Below are 15,614 nucleotides of genomic sequence, written 5' to 3' on the forward strand. Positions count from 1 at the left end.
TACGTCCCTGTACGCTCTGCTCCGCCATCCATGGCTCCGCAAGGTTTCGGAAAAGCCCACCACACCCGGCGCTACGTTGTTCGTGCCCGCTCAAAAAATGTTGCGACCATAGCGGAAAAGCCGCCCATTATAAACACAATGGCGCTGAAAATCAGGCGTGCTGGCACGCAAATGAGGCGACCGGATGACTGTGGGTTGGCAGCCGGCTAGAATGCTGCCTTTTCTATCAGCAGATGGAGTCTGAACTTGGCCACCAGAGCGGAGCAGAAACTGAAAACCCGGCGGGCATTAATGGATGCGGCGCTCTCGCAACTCAGTGCCGATCGGGGATTCGGCAGTCTGAGCTTGCGGGAGGTTGCCCGGGAGGCAGGCATTGCCCCGACTTCCTTTTACCGACACTTTGCCGAGCTCGATGAACTGGGTCTGGCCCTGGTGGATGAAGGTGGCGTTGCTCTGCGGCAACTGATGCGTCAGGCCCGTAAACGGATCGCCCGGGACGGTGGCAGTGCCATTTCAACATCCGTGGAGACGTTCATGGAGTATCTTGGCAACAATTCGAACCTTTTCCGGCTGATGCTGCGTGAGCGTACGGGCGTTTCAACCACGTTTCGAACAGCGGTGAAAGCGGAGATCGATCATTTCGTGACGGAACTGGCCGATGACCTTCGGCGGGTCGCGGAGGAAAAGAACAAGCCGCTTTCTGAAGCGAGGCTGGTGGCCGAGGCCATGGTGACGCTGGTGTTCAACCAGGGTGCCGAGGCGCTGGATGCGACTCCGAAGGAGCGTGAGGAACTCAAGGTTAAGCTGAAAACCGAGCTACGGATGATTCTGGTCGGTTCCCAGACGCTGGCAAAATACCAGGCTCGTTCAGGACGCTAGACGCCCGACCGGAGTTCCAAGAGCACCGGACCAAGCTGCTTCCTGACCAGCTCCAGCTCCTGATCGGTATAAGGCACCGGCGCCTGCGTGCCCCACACCGGGCCTGGCCACGCCGGGTCGCCTTCGAAACGCACGATATGGTGAATGTGAAGCTGGGGCACCATGTTGCCGAGGGCGGCGACGTTCATCTTGTCGCCGCCGAACACGTCCATCATGGCCTCGCTGAGCACCGAGGACTCCCGCACCAACTGGTGCTGCTGATCCGCCGACAACTGGTAGATCTCCCGGACCCCGGCAACAGCCGGAACCAGAAGCACCCAGGGCCAGGTACTGTCGTTCATCAGCCGGATCTCACACAGCGGACTATTGCCGAGACCAATGGTATCGGCATTTAACCGTTCGTGTAACCGGAAGTCCTCTGGGCCGCTCATGATCGCCCCCCCCCCTTGTTTGCTGCCAATGTGATTACTGCGAATGGAACTGGCTGCGACCACGGCCGATGGCGTAGTAAATCAGCCCATAACGTTCGAGCATGTCCGGCTCGTACAGGTTGCGGCCGTCGAACACGACCGGCTCACGGAGAGCGGAAGCGACCGACTCGAAATCCGGTGAACGGAACTCCTTCCATTCGGTGCAGATTGCCAGCACATCCGCGCCCTTGAGTGCTTGCTCTTTGGTACCGCAGAGGGTCAGACCGTCCTGGTCACCGTAGATGCGCTGGGTTTCTTCCATGGCCTCGGGATCAAAGGCCTGAACGGTGGCGCCGGCTTTCCACAGGTCTTCCATCAGGGTACGGGCGGACGCTTCGCGCATGTCGTCAGTGTTGGGCTTGAAGGCCAGCCCCCAAATGGCCACGACCCTGCCCTTCAGGTCGCCACCGAAGTAGTGACTGATCTTATCGAACAGGACGTGCTTCTGGGCGTAGTTGACCGCCTCAACCGCGTTCAGCAGACGCGCCTCATAGCCACAGTCACTGGCCGTCCGGGCCAGCGCCTGTACATCTTTCGGGAAGCAGGAACCACCGTAACCACAGCCCGGGTAGATGAAATGATAGCCAATCCGGGGATCGGAACCGATACCACGGCGGACGGCTTCGATGTCCGCGCCCAGTCGTTCGGCCAGGTTGGCGATCTCGTTCATGAAGCTGATCTTGGTAGCCAGCATGGAATTGGCAGCGTACTTGGTCAGCTCCGCAGATCGCAGATCCATGAAGATCATGCGGTCATGGCTGCGATTGAACGGGTAATAGACTTCCCGCAGCAGTTCCGCCGCCCGCTCGCTGTCGGTACCGACAACAATGCGGTCGGGCTTCATGAAATCATTGATGGCAGCGCCTTCCTTGAGGAACTCGGGGTTGGACACAACGTCAAAATCAAGCTCCAGCCCACGGCGGTCAAGCTGGGCCCGAACCGCTGCCCCGACCTTGTCACCAGTACCAACCGGCACCGTGGACTTGTCCACGACCACCTTGTAGTCGTCCATGAATTCACCGATGGACCGGGCCACAGCAGTAACGTACTGCAGATCCGCTGACCCGTCCTCATCCGGAGGCGTGCCGACCGCAATAAACTGCAAGGTCCCGTGGCCGACGGCTTCTTCGGTGTCTGTGGTAAAGGAAAGACGCCCTGCCTCGACGGTGTGCTTCACAATGCTGTCCAGACCTGGCTCGTAGATGGGAATCTGACCATTCTTCAGCTTCCCGATCTTGGCCTGATCAACATCCATACACAGAACGTGATGACCAACATCCGCCAGACATGCGCCGGTCACAAGCCCTACATAACCGGTTCCAAAAATCGTAATTTTCATCCGTTAAATCCCAACACAAACAAGAAAATTAATGGGTGTCGCTGGCTTTTTTCTTCCGCCAGATGGCTTCCCAGGCCAGCGCGGTGCCAACAATCGTATTCAGGTCGTCATAATCAGGCTGCCAACCCAGGGTTTGCCTGATAAGAGTGTTATCCGCCATCAGCGCCGCCGGGTCGCCCGCGCGCCGGCCGGTTTCGGTAACCGGAAAATCGGTGCCGGACTGTTTCTTCACAACATCAATCACTTCCCGAACCGTGAACCCGCGACCATAACCGCAGTTCATGACCTTCGAACGACCGCCGTCCGCCATGTAATCCAGCGCCATGACATGCGCTTTGGCCAGGTCTTCAACATGGATGTAATCCCGGATGCAGGTGCCGTCGCGGGTGTCGTAGTCGGTACCGAAGACACTCATGCCCTCGCGCTGGCCGGTGACGCACTCACAGGCCACCTTGATCAGATGGGTCGCCTCGGGCGTGGCCTGGCCGAGCAGGCCATCCGGGTTGGCCCCCGCCACATTGAAGTAGCGGAGGATCACGTAGTTGAGGCCGGAGGCCGCCGCCAGGTCCATGATCATCCGCTCGCTCATCATCTTGGAGGCGCCGTAGGGATTGATGGGGGCCAGCGGCAGATCCTCGGTCAGCACCGTCTGCTCCGGCATGCCATAAACCGCCGCAGTGGATGAAAACACCATGTAGGGCACTTCGTGCTTCTCGACCGCTTTCAGAAGGTTCAGGGTGTTGCGGGTGTTGTTACTGTAATACTTCAGGGGATTGGCGACCGACTCTGGCACGACGATGTTGGCTGCGAAGTGCAGGACCGCTTCAAACCGGTGCCGGGAGAACAGTTCCCCGACCGCCGCTTCATCGGCCAGATCGCCGACAACCAGCTCCCCTGCCGTGACCGCCCAGCGATAACCCGTGGACAGATTATCGAACACCACGATGTCGTGACCGGCCTGGCCCAGCTGGCGAACCACATGACTGCCAATATACCCGGCGCCGCCGGTAACGAGGACTTTCATAGGCGGGAACTACTCCTTCCCTGAAGATTGTTTGCGAAGGCGCCGGATTTCCGCCCGCCGCCGACTGAAAAATTCAGTGATCATCTCACTGCAACGATCTGCCAGAACACCACCGACCGAGGTCACACCCCAGTTCAGATGAGGCTCTTCCAGCGTCCGGCGTGCCGATTCCACCGCCCCGGCCTTGGGTTCGGCAGCGCCGTACACAAGGCGACTGATGCGGCCATGGACAATGGCACCCACGCACATGGTACAGGGCTCCAGCGTAACGTAAAGCGTGGCGCCAGGCAGCCGGTAATTGCCAACCCGGGACGCGGCGTCGCGCAATGCCCGGATTTCGGCATGGGCAGTCGGATCGCAGCCGGAGATGGGCGCGTTAAAGCCCGCCCCGATCTCCCCGCCCTCCAGCACCACCACGGCGCCCACAGGCACTTCCCCCTTCGCCGCGGCTTCCGATGCAAGCTGCAGAGCCCGGGTCATCCAATAGTGATCGGCTTCTGTGCGGGACATTGTCTTTTCGGGCATGGCGTCAGTTAAGCCGGGGGCAGAGTTTAGCCGGGGTCAGAAGAAAGCCTTCTTCTGACCCCTTGTTCACTGACCCCTTATTCAAATAACCACTTAAATACAGCAGGTTATGATTTTCCAGAAGATTTAAAGTGCGATGAAAATACCATGATCAAAAATCTATTGAAAACACTTCTGTTCCGGGAGCCGTTTTCGCCATCATACCGGCGAGTCGGAAGCCAGACCGAGAATGGGTTTTCGCCTATCGGTTGTCTCAATCAAAGGTGACCTCCTTCTTCCACAGGCGTTATCCAGTAAACAGCGTCACCGGTCACGCTGTTTTCCGCCTGGCGAAGCGCCTCCAGTACGGCACTTACATCGGCGTCATCAAGCAGGATATCCACCCGAACCCGCGGTGTGTAGCCGACCACTTTATCACGTGCCGAGAGAAACGGGTCGCGTTCCACCTGAGCCCCGTGCCCTTCCACATGGCTGAACGTAAAGCCGGATACCTCGCTCAGGGTCCGCAGTTGGTCGCCCAATTCCTGCTGGGTATTGGCATGCACAATAAGCGTCAGAATCTTCACACGTGGTCCTCCGTTGCGGGTTGAGCCAGGCGTCGCTGCGCCCGCCCTTCTGTCCAGGCATATAAGGTAGGAAGCAGCACCAGTGTGAGCAGCGTCGACGTGAACAGTCCGCCGATCACCACGACCGCCAGCGGGCGCTGCAACTCGGAGCCCGGCCCGGTCGCCGTCAATAGCGGCACCAGGCCCAGGCTGGCGATTAATGCGGTCATGAGTACCGGGCGCAACCTGCGTTCGGCACCTTCCTGAACCGCCTGGAGCAGCGTTCGGCCGGCTTCACGCAACTGGTTGAAGTAGGTCACCATCACCACACCATTGAGCACCGCCACACCGAACAGGGTGATAAAGCCTACGGATGCCGGTACCGACAGATACAGGCCGGACAGGTACAGGCTGATCACGCCGCCGATCATGGCGAACGGGATGTTGAGTATGATCAGGCCGGCCTGGCGAAGGGAGCGAAAGGTGGTAAACAGCATGACGTAAATCAGCGCGACGGCCACCGGCACGACCAGCGCCAGACGGGCGCCGGCGCGCTGCTGGTTCTCGAACTGGCCGCCATAGGTGACGTAATAACCCGGTGGCAGTTGCAGTTCGCGTTCCAGTGTGGCGCGTACATCGTCGACGAAACCCACCACATCGCGGCCTTCGACGTTAGCCTGCACCACCACCTGGCGCTTGGCCGATTCGCGGGTGATCGCCACCGGCCCATCCACTTCCCGCAGCCTGGCCAGACTGCTCAAGAGGATCTTTTCTCCCGTCGGTGTTTCCACCTTTAGCGCACCGATGTCTGCCGGGGATGTGCGTGACTTTTCCGGATAGCGTAGCAGTACACCTACCCGGTAGTTGCCCTGGATCACCTCGGTAACCACACGACCACCGACCGCAATCTCCACCAGCCGATTGATGTCATCGACATTGATCCCGAAGCGGGCGATGGCCTGGGGATCGATCTCGACCTGCAGGTAAGTCTGACCCGAGAGCGGCGCACGAAAGACATCAACGGCGCCGGGAATGCTGTTGACCAACGTTTCGATCTGTTTGGATTTTTCCTCCAACACCGGAAGATCGTCGCCATACAACTTGATGGCCATCGCGGCCCGCACGCCGGTCAGCATCTCCGAGACCCGCATGTCGATGGGCTGGGTGAAGGCGTAGTCGATGCCGACGAAGCGGTCGAGCTTCTCACGCAACCGTTCCTGAAACTCCTCCAGGCTTACCGTCCACTGATCGCGCGGCTTGGTGATGATGAAGTTGTCGGTCTGGTACAGGCCCATGGGGTCCATGCGCAGTTCGTCGGCGCCGGTACGCGACACCACGCCGGTGACCTCGGGTAGTTCCATCATGGCCTTTTGGTAGGGCTCATCAAGCGCCAGCGAGCGCTCCAGCGAAATGCTGGGCAGCTTTTCGATGATAACCACGGTGGTGCCTTCATCCATGACCGGCATGAACTCCTTGCCAATCATGGGAAACAGTGCGGCTGCGATCACCAGCAATACCAAGGCACCGCCAACTGCGGTCTTGCGGCTGTTCAACGCCCAACGCATTACCGGCAGATAGGCCTGTTTCAGCAAAGCCAGCACCCGGTTATCCTTTTCCGCGCCACCGCGCATCAACAGGCTGGCGAACACCGGAATGACCGTCAGCGACAGGAGCAACGAGCCGATGAGCGCGAACGCAATTGTCACCGCCAGCGGCGTAAACATCTTGCCTTCCAGCCCGGACAGGCTGAACAGGGGCAGAAACACCACGATAATGATCAGCACGGCGGAGATCACCGGAGTCGCCACCTCCAGTGTTGCCCGGTAGACCAGGTGCAGACGACCAATCCCCTTGGGCGCATGACTGAGTTGCGCATGAATGTTCTCGACCACCACCACCGCGGCATCCACCAGGATACCGATGGCAATCGCCAGCCCGCCGAGCGACATGAGATTGGCGCTGACGCCGAACAGGCGCATCATTACAAAGGTGAACAGCACCGAAAGCGGCAAGATCAGCGCGACGGTCAAGGCGGCCCGGAGGTTGCCAAGCATGATGATCAACACCAGCAACACCAGCACCACGGCCTCGCCCAGCGCTTTTTCCACGGTCCATACCGCCTGCGTCACCAGCTCGGTGCGATCATAGAAGGGTACGATATGGACCCCCTCGGGCAGCGCTGTCTTGAGCGCCTCCAGTTCGCGTTTCACTCCATCAACGGTGGTGCGGCTGTTGGCGCCCTTGCGCAACAGCGCAAGGCCGGTAACCACCTCGCCTTCGCCGTCGGCGGTGACCGCCCCGTAGCGGGTCAGGGAGTTGATGCGGACCTTGGCTACGTCACTGATGTGTAGAGGAATTCCGTCACGGGTTGCCACCGTGATGCTCCGAATGTCGTCCGGATCCCGCAGTTGTCCCACAGTGCGCACCAGCAATACTTCGTTGTTACGGTTGATGCGGTCTCCGCCGGCGTTGCGGTTGTTATTCTCCAGTGCGGTCTCCAGGTCCTCGATCGACAGACCGTAGGCCAGCAGCGCCTCGGGATCGGCTACGACTTCAAACACCTTGACCTCGCCGCCCAGGGAATTGACCTCCGCCACTCCCTCGAGTGTACGCAAGCGTGGGCGGATGACCCAGTCCTGAATACGGCGCAGCTCCCGGTTGCTGTAACCTTTCCCCTCGACCCGGTACATATACCCCTCGCCCAGCGGCGTGGTGATTGGGCCCAGACCGCCCTCCACGCCAGCCGGCAGCTCGCCCCAGACCTGGTTGAGGCGCTCGGCCACCTGCTGGCGCGCCCAGTAGATGTCGGTGCCGTCCTCGAAATCGATGGTGATGGAACTCAGGGCGTACTTGGTGGTGGAACGGAGCACGGTCTGGCGCGGCAGCCCCTGCATCTCCGCCTCGATGGGAAAGGTGATGCGGCTTTCCACCTCGGTGGGCGACAGGCCCGGCGCCTTGATGATCACCTGCACCTGGGGCGAGGCGATATCCGGGAAGGCGTCGATCGGCAGGGTGCGAAATGCCCATATCCCACCGACGGTAAGTGCGGCAGCGAGCAGCAGGATCATCAGCCGCTGGATCAGGGAGAAACGAATCAGTGCAGCAATCATGGCTTACTCGCCTCCCTGGTACTGCCAGTGCGATTTCAGCTCGGCCACACCGCCGCTGACAATCTCGGTGTCGGCCGCGATACCGGCGCGCACCGCAATCCAGTCGCCCGCCTCCGTGCCGATTTCGATCGGAACCGGCTTGAAGCGCCGTGGACCCGTCACCTCGAACAGGTAAGCCTGCTCGCCGACCCGGAACACCGCGCTGGCCGGCACCACCAGGCCCTGGTAGGAAATCCCGGTCAGCGTCACGGCAGCGTACATGCCAGGCCGCAAGACGTCGTCCGGGTTGTCGACCACGATTCGACCGCCCAGGGTCTGGCTTTGACGCTCCACTTCCCCGCCCAGAGATTGCAGCCGCCCGCGGTATTCACGCCCGGGGCTGGCCTCAACCTGGATCAGGACTTCCGCTCCCAGCTCGATCCGGGGCAGGCTTGCCACCGGCACCCGTACCTCGGCCCACAGGCTGGACAGGTCGTCGACATGAAAAGCGGCCTGGCCAGCGGTAGCCAGTTGCCCCGACTCGATCTCGACACCGGTGACCATGCCATCAATCGGGCTGATCAGCTCGAACTCCGCCAGGCGGTCGGGCTTTTGCGCCAGCGCCTGTATCTGGTCGTCCGACAACCCGGCCAGCGATAACAAGCGACGGCGGGCATCCAGGGTGGCACGGGCACGCTTGTATTCGCTGTCCACCGCGAGCCAGCGGCTTTCCGCGACGATGCCGTCCTTCCATAACCCCTCGATGCGGGCGCGCTCGGCGCGCGCCAGATCGAAGCGGGCCAATGCCTCCAGGTAATCCGCCTGCGCCTGGCCCAGGCTATTGCTACGCAACCGGGCCAGTACCTGTCCCTTATGCACCGTGTCATTCTCCACCATCAGCAACTCGGTCACCAGGCCATCCACGACAGGTGTAACACGGTGGCTCTTGCGCCGGTCAGCGGTGAGGGTAGCGGTCAGATCCAGGCGTGGTTTCAGCTCACGGGCAGTCACGGTAGTGGTGGCAAGCTGGGCGCTGGCCAGTTGCTGCTGAGTCAATACCAGTTCAGCGGCCGGCGCCAGCGCCGGGATTAGCAGGAAAAACAGAGTGGCTAAAGGCTTATTCATTATCAGTATCCTGTTCAGTGGCGACAAGGGCACGACCGGCGGCCAGGCGCAGATCCGCGGCCTCCAGCCACGCCTCTTGCAGCAGTTCCAAATAGCGTTCGTGGGCGTCAAAATAGGTGTTGTTGGCATCGATCACCGAGAGGATCTCCACCTCACCGCTGGCATATGCCTTGCGCGTCAGCTCGAATACTTTTTGCGCAGGCTGGAACACCCGCGTGCGGTAATGCTCTCCCTGCTTAACGAGCTGATTCAGATTCAGATAGCTCTGCCGCAGGCGGCTATCCAAATCCCGTTCCAGCACCTGCAGTTCCGACTGGCCCTCAATGACTTGAGCCCGGGCTTCTCCGATGCGACCGCTGTTTCGGTCCCAGAGAGGTATGGTGATACCCAGGCCGATTCCGGTGACATCCTGGCGACGTCCGTTGAGTAAATCCTGCTCACGAAACACACTTAGGCTAAGATCCGGCAAGCGCTCGGCACGGGCCAGGTCCACACCTGATCGCGCCGCCTCGACTCGGTGTTTCGCGGCGAGCAGCGCCGGATGGTTCGCCAGACCGGCTTGCAACTGTTCCAGCGCGGGGACGAGGCCGAACGGTTTAAGGGAAGTCAATTGAGGTGTCGTCTCGCCGGATAGCCCCAAGTAGACACGAAATCTGCTCAGCGCTTCGTTATAGGCGCCTTCGGCACTATTCAATGCCTGTTGCGCGGCTTCCCGGATCAGATCCATGCGCAGACGCTCCAGCTCGGAAAGCTCCCCGGCCTGGGCGCGGCGGCGCCCGGTGTTCTGCAGGTCATCGGCAAGTTGCAGGCGCTGCTGTGCCAGGCGCAGGCGCCCCAAAGCCAGCTGCAGGCTGTGATAGCGCTGCGCCACCTGGGTTTCCAGGCGGACCTGCTGATAGCTCTGCTCAGCACGGGCAGCGTCCAGGGCCGCCCCGGCGACCGCTTGCTGGTGTCCAAGACGACCGCTCAGCGGCAGCGGCTGGCTGATCGCAAACTGGGTAAAATCAGTGCCTCCGGTGCCCGCGTCCTTGCCGATACTGTCGTCGGCACGCAATTCGATCTGCGGGTTCGGCCACACACCGGCCTGTTGCAGTGCACCCTGGCGGGCACCGACCGCCGCCTGCGCACCACGGATTTCCGGCGCAATCTCGACCACGCGCCGGATACTGTCTTCCAGTGTCCATATACCCTGCGATTGACCCATGGCCGATACCGGCACAGTACAGGACAGCAGGAACCACAGTACTACCGCTCGCCGGTTTTTTCGGCGCGCCAAGAACAAAACATTGAACATTACCCACTCCTGAGCGCTGCGTCGGTGATACGACACGCGCGGAAAAGCATTCAAGATAAAAAGCCATGCGGCATTGCTCAGCACAGACCAACGGCAGGTCTTCGCAGGCAAAACCATCTAAAGGGAAGTCTCAGAGTCTCAGAGCGGGGGTGCGCGCAGGGGCGGTCTTAGACTGAAAGCGGAAGAGAGGAATGGTGCATGGCGATAGAGGCGCCACGATATCCGGGAGCAAAGCCGTCTCGGCAGAAGCAGGATCACTGCCGAAAACAAAGCGATGACCAGCGATCCAGGCGGCAGTTTTTTCAGGACTCCTTGTTGAGACAGGTCGATTTGACCCACTTGGTCAGGATGTTTCTTAGCCGAAACTCCGTAGTCGACGTGGCCATGTTCCTGATGCGCATGTTCCGACGTGGTCGACTCATGATCGTAAGTATGCATGTGCAACCGCGCGCCCTGGATAAACACCAGGGCGATAGCCAGGTAGGCTACCCAGAAGATTTTCGTGAGCGTGGTTAATTGTGATCGATGCATGGTTTCGGGATCATACTCAGTTCTCCGATGCCGGGCAATAACCTGTTAGCTCAAGCAGAAGACCCGCACCATATACCTGAATCATGGCAATCCGGCCGCCAGCAGCTTTGACGACCTGAGTTAAGCCGGGGTCAGAAGAAAGCTTTCTTCTGACCCCTTGTTCACGGGACTTGACGTGAGAACGCCCACGACGTCCGCCACATCCGTCAAGCCGACAAGATCCGGCGAGGCCTCGATCAGGCGCTCCACCAGCGCATCCGGGTCACAGTCGCGGTCGGACAGTTAGTACTTCAGCGTAAAAATGTATTCCATAGATCAATCCTCCGGTACCGTCTCGCCAGCCCTCCTCTTCCGCATGCTTGAGCGCGGTTTCAATCTCTTTCTTCGGATGTGCCGGACGAGTCATTCCTTGTTTCCAGTATGGGGATAACGACCAAGGTCGTCAGCCAAATTAGGGTACATCCAAAAACTGTTGTAATAGTCCCGTATTGGGACTAACGTTTTAAGCATGAGAATCATCGCACTATCGACACTGAAAGCCTTCTGGGAAGAAAACCCGGAGTACCAGGATGCCAAAGAGCCGACACTGGCCTGGCACCGTCATACCCAACATGCCGATTGGAGCTCACCTGCAGAGGTAAAGCAGGACTTCAGGAACGCAAGCATCCTCAAGGATGGCCGGGTGGTGTTCAATATTGCGGGGAACAAGTATCGACTTGTGGTCTGGATAAGCTACGCCTATCGCGTCGTATACATCCGCTTTATTGGCACCCACTCACAGTATGACAAGATTGATGTGCAAACGATTTAACTGCCGGAGGATTAACGATGGATATCAAACCGATTAAAACTGATACCGACTACCAAGCGGCATTAAAAGAAATTGAAAGCCTGATGATGGCTGGACCAGACACCTCAGAAGGCGAAAAGCTGGATGTCATGGTCACACTGATCGAGGCTTATGAAGCCAAGCATTTCCCGATGGATTTGCCTGATCCTGTTGAGGCGATCAAGTTCGAAATGGAACGCAAGGGCTTAACCGCTAAAGACCTGGAGCCGATGATCGGCAAAAGTAATCGCGTGTACGAGATCCTAAATCACAAGCGCTCGCTGACTTTGAAGATGATCTGGAAGCTCCACGAAGGCTTGGGTATTCCGGCTGAATCGCTGATCAAACCGCCTCAAGCTCATGCCTGACCAAAAAAAGGAAAAGGAGACACCCAGATTTATTTTCTGCTCAAATATTGATCGGCGCCTGTCCGGGACATTGCTTTTTCGGGCCTGGCGTCAGTTAAGCCGGGGTCAGAAGAAAGCCTTCTTCTGACCCCTTGTTCATGCGGACTCCGGTTATTCCCACTCAATTACAAACGAGCAGTTTTTTGTATTTATTTTCATACTCTTACGATTTCCGTTAATGTTAATACCATGAAAAATATCATGTTCAGAAATTGTTGCTAATCACTCGAAAAACTGACGGATCAAACAACGGTTGCCTCTCTTTCCAGCTTGATATATATTCATATTTGTTAATTATGAATATTTGGAGAGCAATATGGCAACGACAAGTCTCAGCCTAGGTGAGCACTGGGAAGTTTACATCAAGAATGAGATTGCCAGCGGGCGTTACGGCTCTGCCAGTGAAGTTGTCCGGGATGCCCTACGCTCAATGGAAGAGCGCAAAAGCAAACTTGACGCTTTACGAAGTCATTTGGCGCAGGGCGTTGAACAGGCCAGAGCCAGTGAGTTCATTGATAATTTCAAAATGGACACACTGATCAACGATCTGGATAACGAAGTCTGATGCCCGGATTCAGAGTTACCCCGAGGGCTCAGGATGACTTAAAAAACATCGGCCGATATACAGAGCAGCACTGGGGTAAACGCCAACGAAATAATTACCTGAAAGCACTCGAAAAACGCTTTGGCTGGTTAGCAGAAAATCCACGGTTGGGCAAACATCGCCTGGATGTGGCTGAAGGCTATTACAGTTTCCCTCAAGGCGAGCATGTTGTCTTCTACCTGATTGGTGAAAAAGGCATTGATATTATCGGCGTCCCGCACAAGGAGATGGATATCATTACTTATTTTCTACCTGACTGAACAATCAGGTATTAAGGGTGACATGCCTGCTGTTGCCTGCCAGTGCCAGATCTGGCCTACTCCCACTCAATTACAAACTGGTCATTTTTATACTTTATTTTCAATAGCTTAAGCATATTGGTAAGTGACATTACCATGACAGATACCATGTACAGTTGTGCTGCTAATCACCTTGTAACTTACCGGGATAACGCTGTCACGCCGCACACTTACAGGATCGGTTGACTTACCGGACTCCTAGGCATATGCTTTGACATATGCCTTATAAGCCGGAGGATATTCGAATGTCAACTTCTGAACGCCATGTACGCCTCTTTCGCAACGGGCGCAACCAGGCCCTACGCATCCCTCGCGAGTTCGAGTTGGAGGGTGAGGAAGCACTCATCCACAAGGAGGGTGACCGGCTGATTGTGGAGCCGATCCGTAAAGGCAGGCTGCTGGCGCTGCTAGCCTCTCTGGATCCCTTGACTGAACCCTTCCCCGATATCGATGATGACCTGCCTCCATTGGATGACGTGCAGCTATGAATGGATCCCTGGCGTATTTACTGGATACCAACATCCTGTCCGATCTTGTCCGCAATCCGCAAGGCGTGGTAGCAGCACAGATCACCAAGGCAGGCGAGGATACTGTCTGCACCAGCATCATTGTAGCCGCGGAACTCCGCTATGGCGCAATCACGTCAAACTCTGCAAAACTTGCAGAGCGCATTGACATGATCCTCTCGGCACTGGAAATCCTGCCACTGGAAACACCCGCCGACCACCAGTACGCATCATTACGCCATCACCTCACACGTCAGGGAACACCCATTGGGCCAAATGATCTGCTGATTGCTGCACATGCACTCGCAAATGACCTTACAGTTATAACCGCCAATGTCAGGGAATTCTCCCGGGTGCCAGGGCTGAAAGTGGAGAACTGGCTACAGGCATAGTCTGCGGCGCCTGCCCAAAACACATTCCCGCCGGCATTTACTTATGGAATGATATCAGTTTACGCTTCTCTTACTTGATAATACCATGAAAAATGCCATTGATAATGCAGATTGCATTATCGATTAGGTAATTTTTATTATTATATTTCAATGTGTTAAAATTTTTGTCACTCCCACTCAATGGTCGCCGGCGGCTTGGAGGATACGTCGTAGGTTACCCGGGACACACCGGTAATCTCGTTGATGATCCGGTTGGAGACCGTTTCAAGCAGGTCGTACGGCAGATGTGCCCAGCGGGCTGTCATGAAGTCGATGGTCTCAACCGCTCTCAGGGCCACCACGTACTCGTAGCGGCGGGCATCGCCAACCACGCCTACCGACTTGACCGGCAGGAACACGGCAAACGCCTGGCTGGTCTTGTGGTAGAGATCGGCACGGTGGAGCTCTTCCAGGAAGATGGCGTCTGCCTTGCGCAGGATATCGGCGTATTCCTTTTTCACTTCACCGAGAATGCGCACGCCCAGGCCCGGACCCGGGAACGGGTGACGATAGACCATATCGTAAGGCAGGCCCAGCTCAAGGCCAATCCGGCGCACCTCATCCTTGAACAGTTCCCGCAGCGGCTCCACCAGCTTCATTTTCATGGTTTCCGGCAGGCCACCCACGTTATGGTGAGATTTGATGACGTGCGCCTTACCGGTCTTGGAGGCGGCTGACTCGATTACGTCCGGATAAATGGTGCCCTGGGCGAGCCAGTTCACATCGCGGATGTTGGCCGCTTCGCTGTCAAATACATCGATAAAGGTGTTGCCGATGATCTTGCGCTTCTGCTCAGGATCATTGATGCCCTTGAGTTTAGACAGAAACAGGTCTTCTGCATCCACCCGGATTACTTTCACGCCCATATTGCGGGCAAACATGTCCATCACCTGGTCGCCTTCGTGGAGACGCAACAGGCCGTTATCCACGAACACACAGGTCAGCTGGTCACCGATCGCCCGGTGCAGCAACGCAGCAGTCACGGAGGAGTCGACACCCCCGGACAAGCCCAGCAGCACCTTGTCGCTGCCTACCTGATCCCGGATCTGCCGAACCGCGTCGTCCACGATCTTCGCCGGCGTCCACAGCGCCTCGCAACCACACACGTCCAGAATAAAATGCTCGAGAATCCGCTTGCCCTGAAGCGTATGGGTCACTTCCGGATGGAACTGAACACCATAGAGGTTCCGGCTCAGGTCCTGCATGGCGGCAATGGGGGCGCTTTCGGTAGACGCCAGCAGCTCGAAGCCTTCTGGCATAGCCACCACCTTGTCACCGTGGCTCATCCAGACATCCAGCAACGAATCGCCGGTGGTGGTCAGGTGATCGGTGATATCCCGTAGCAGCGGGCCGGTGGCGCGCACTTTCACCTGGGCGTAGCCAAATTCCCGCTTCTCGGAACTGGCAACCCGGCCGCCGAGCTGCTCCGCCATGGTCTGCATGCCGTAACAGATACCGAGGACCGGAATGCCGCGATCAAACAGGCCTTCCGGCGCCCGGGGGCCGCCCAGCTGTGTGACCGACTCAGGCCCACCGGCAAGAACAATCCCTTTCGGGTTGAACTCGTTGAGTTCTTCCTCGGTAATATCAAACGCCCTGATCTCACAGTAGACGCCAATCTCCCGTACACGGCGGGCAATGAGCTGGGTGTACTGGGAACCGAAATCGAGAATCAGGATGCGGTGGTCGTGAATGTTCTGGGCCATGGAGTCCTCGG

At 57.9% G+C, this 15,614-nt stretch carries 17 protein-coding genes; 7 read left to right on the forward strand and 10 right to left on the reverse strand.

Annotation, left to right across the window (positions count from 1 at the left end; genetic code table 11):
• The first annotated feature begins 246 nt into the window (after positions 1 to 246).
• On the forward strand, positions 247 to 879 hold the full coding sequence (gene fabR, locus AC13C0_RS18265) for an HTH-type transcriptional repressor FabR (RefSeq protein WP_117617373.1): 633 nt from the start codon (positions 247 to 249) through the stop codon (positions 877 to 879).
• Here the strand turns inward: fabR and AC13C0_RS18270 are convergent.
• The 9 genes from AC13C0_RS18270 to AC13C0_RS18310 form a co-directional block, all read right to left on the reverse strand.
• Positions 876 to 1,310, reverse strand: coding sequence for an HIT domain-containing protein (locus AC13C0_RS18270; protein WP_341582109.1), 435 nt, complete (start codon positions 1,308 to 1,310; stop codon positions 876 to 878). The genes fabR and AC13C0_RS18270 overlap by 4 nt on opposite strands.
• Before the next feature lie 34 nt (positions 1,311 to 1,344).
• The gene (locus tag AC13C0_RS18275; RefSeq protein WP_341582110.1) at positions 1,345 to 2,688 is read right to left on the reverse strand and encodes a UDP-glucose dehydrogenase family protein; all 1,344 of its coding nucleotides are present in this window, start codon (positions 2,686 to 2,688) and stop codon (positions 1,345 to 1,347) included.
• A gap of 28 nt (positions 2,689 to 2,716) precedes the next feature.
• Positions 2,717 to 3,712, reverse strand: coding sequence for a UDP-glucose 4-epimerase GalE (gene galE / locus AC13C0_RS18280; RefSeq protein WP_117617376.1), 996 nt, complete (start codon positions 3,710 to 3,712; stop codon positions 2,717 to 2,719).
• A gap of 9 nt (positions 3,713 to 3,721) precedes the next feature.
• Positions 3,722 to 4,222: a tRNA adenosine(34) deaminase TadA gene (gene tadA, locus AC13C0_RS18285; RefSeq protein ID WP_117617377.1), complete on the reverse strand. Its 501-nt coding sequence runs from the start codon at positions 4,220 to 4,222 to the stop codon at positions 3,722 to 3,724.
• Positions 4,223 to 4,494: 272 nt separating this feature from the next.
• Positions 4,495 to 4,803: a DUF3240 family protein gene (locus AC13C0_RS18290; RefSeq protein ID WP_162893682.1), complete on the reverse strand. Its 309-nt coding sequence runs from the start codon at positions 4,801 to 4,803 to the stop codon at positions 4,495 to 4,497.
• Positions 4,800 to 7,892 (reverse strand): efflux RND transporter permease subunit, encoded by a 3,093-nt coding sequence (locus tag AC13C0_RS18295; protein ID WP_117617379.1) that lies wholly within the window; start codon positions 7,890 to 7,892, stop codon positions 4,800 to 4,802. The genes AC13C0_RS18290 and AC13C0_RS18295 overlap by 4 nt, the downstream gene beginning before the upstream one ends.
• Positions 7,893 to 7,895: 3 nt before the next feature.
• Positions 7,896 to 8,996, reverse strand: a complete 1,101-nt coding sequence (locus AC13C0_RS18300; RefSeq protein ID WP_482954860.1) for an efflux RND transporter periplasmic adaptor subunit — start codon at positions 8,994 to 8,996, stop codon at positions 7,896 to 7,898.
• Positions 8,989 to 10,200, reverse strand: coding sequence for a TolC family protein (locus AC13C0_RS18305; RefSeq protein ID WP_482954861.1), 1,212 nt, complete (start codon positions 10,198 to 10,200; stop codon positions 8,989 to 8,991). Before AC13C0_RS18305 ends, AC13C0_RS18300 begins: the two co-directional genes overlap by 8 nt.
• Positions 10,201 to 10,428: 228 nt before the next feature.
• The gene (locus tag AC13C0_RS18310; protein ID WP_162893685.1) at positions 10,429 to 10,821 is read right to left on the reverse strand and encodes a hypothetical protein; all 393 of its coding nucleotides are present in this window, start codon (positions 10,819 to 10,821) and stop codon (positions 10,429 to 10,431) included.
• A 508-nt stretch (positions 10,822 to 11,329) separates the two neighbouring features.
• Here AC13C0_RS18310 and AC13C0_RS18315 point away from each other — a divergent pair.
• The 6 genes from AC13C0_RS18315 (at position 11,330) to AC13C0_RS18340 (ending at position 13,858) form a co-directional block, all read left to right on the forward strand.
• Positions 11,330 to 11,632: a type II toxin-antitoxin system HigB family toxin gene (locus AC13C0_RS18315; protein WP_117617383.1), complete on the forward strand. Its 303-nt coding sequence runs from the start codon at positions 11,330 to 11,332 to the stop codon at positions 11,630 to 11,632.
• Positions 11,633 to 11,649: 17 nt separating this feature from the next.
• A complete protein-coding gene (locus AC13C0_RS18320; RefSeq protein WP_117617384.1) occupies positions 11,650 to 12,018 on the forward strand; it encodes a helix-turn-helix domain-containing protein in 369 nt (122 codons plus the stop codon).
• Positions 12,019 to 12,373: 355 nt separating this feature from the next.
• Positions 12,374 to 12,622, forward strand: coding sequence for a type II toxin-antitoxin system ParD family antitoxin (locus AC13C0_RS18325; RefSeq protein ID WP_117617385.1), 249 nt, complete (start codon positions 12,374 to 12,376; stop codon positions 12,620 to 12,622).
• A complete protein-coding gene (locus AC13C0_RS18330) occupies positions 12,622 to 12,921 on the forward strand; it encodes a type II toxin-antitoxin system RelE/ParE family toxin (protein WP_117617386.1) in 300 nt (99 codons plus the stop codon). Before AC13C0_RS18325 ends, AC13C0_RS18330 begins: the two co-directional genes overlap by 1 nt.
• Positions 12,922 to 13,205: 284 nt before the next feature.
• Positions 13,206 to 13,448, forward strand: a complete 243-nt coding sequence (locus AC13C0_RS18335) for an antitoxin (RefSeq protein WP_117617387.1) — start codon at positions 13,206 to 13,208, stop codon at positions 13,446 to 13,448.
• A complete protein-coding gene (locus AC13C0_RS18340) occupies positions 13,445 to 13,858 on the forward strand; it encodes a type II toxin-antitoxin system VapC family toxin (protein WP_117617388.1) in 414 nt (137 codons plus the stop codon). Before AC13C0_RS18335 ends, AC13C0_RS18340 begins: the two co-directional genes overlap by 4 nt.
• A gap of 167 nt (positions 13,859 to 14,025) precedes the next feature.
• Here the strand turns inward: AC13C0_RS18340 and guaA are convergent, their stop codons facing one another.
• Positions 14,026 to 15,603, reverse strand: coding sequence for a glutamine-hydrolyzing GMP synthase (guaA, locus tag AC13C0_RS18345; RefSeq protein WP_117617389.1), 1,578 nt, complete (start codon positions 15,601 to 15,603; stop codon positions 14,026 to 14,028).
• Positions 15,604 to 15,614 lie beyond the last annotated feature (11 nt).

This window comes from Marinobacter sp. B-21, assembly GCF_056857895.1.

Coding starts and splice junctions, on each gene's coding strand:
- AC13C0_RS18310 (WP_162893685.1), bottom strand. CDS start 10,821: ATGCATCGATCACAATTAACCACGCTCACGAAAATCTTCTGGGTAGCC.
- galE (WP_117617376.1), bottom strand. CDS start 3,712: ATGAAAGTCCTCGTTACCGGCGGCGCCGGGTATATTGGCAGTCATGTG.
- AC13C0_RS18330 (WP_117617386.1), top strand. CDS start 12,622: ATGCCCGGATTCAGAGTTACCCCGAGGGCTCAGGATGACTTAAAAAAC.
- AC13C0_RS18340 (WP_117617388.1), top strand. CDS start 13,445: ATGAATGGATCCCTGGCGTATTTACTGGATACCAACATCCTGTCCGAT.
- AC13C0_RS18315 (WP_117617383.1), top strand. CDS start 11,330: ATGAGAATCATCGCACTATCGACACTGAAAGCCTTCTGGGAAGAAAAC.
- AC13C0_RS18325 (WP_117617385.1), top strand. CDS start 12,374: ATGGCAACGACAAGTCTCAGCCTAGGTGAGCACTGGGAAGTTTACATC.
- guaA (WP_117617389.1), bottom strand. CDS start 15,603: ATGGCCCAGAACATTCACGACCACCGCATCCTGATTCTCGATTTCGGT.
- AC13C0_RS18305 (WP_482954861.1), bottom strand. CDS start 10,200: ATGGGTCAATCGCAGGGTATATGGACACTGGAAGACAGTATCCGGCGC.
- AC13C0_RS18295 (WP_117617379.1), bottom strand. CDS start 7,892: ATGATTGCTGCACTGATTCGTTTCTCCCTGATCCAGCGGCTGATGATC.
- AC13C0_RS18275 (WP_341582110.1), bottom strand. CDS start 2,688: ATGAAAATTACGATTTTTGGAACCGGTTATGTAGGGCTTGTGACCGGC.
- AC13C0_RS18335 (WP_117617387.1), top strand. CDS start 13,206: ATGTCAACTTCTGAACGCCATGTACGCCTCTTTCGCAACGGGCGCAAC.
- tadA (WP_117617377.1), bottom strand. CDS start 4,222: ATGTCCCGCACAGAAGCCGATCACTATTGGATGACCCGGGCTCTGCAG.
- AC13C0_RS18300 (WP_482954860.1), bottom strand. CDS start 8,996: ATGAATAAGCCTTTAGCCACTCTGTTTTTCCTGCTAATCCCGGCGCTG.
- AC13C0_RS18320 (WP_117617384.1), top strand. CDS start 11,650: ATGGATATCAAACCGATTAAAACTGATACCGACTACCAAGCGGCATTA.
- AC13C0_RS18270 (WP_341582109.1), bottom strand. CDS start 1,310: ATGAGCGGCCCAGAGGACTTCCGGTTACACGAACGGTTAAATGCCGAT.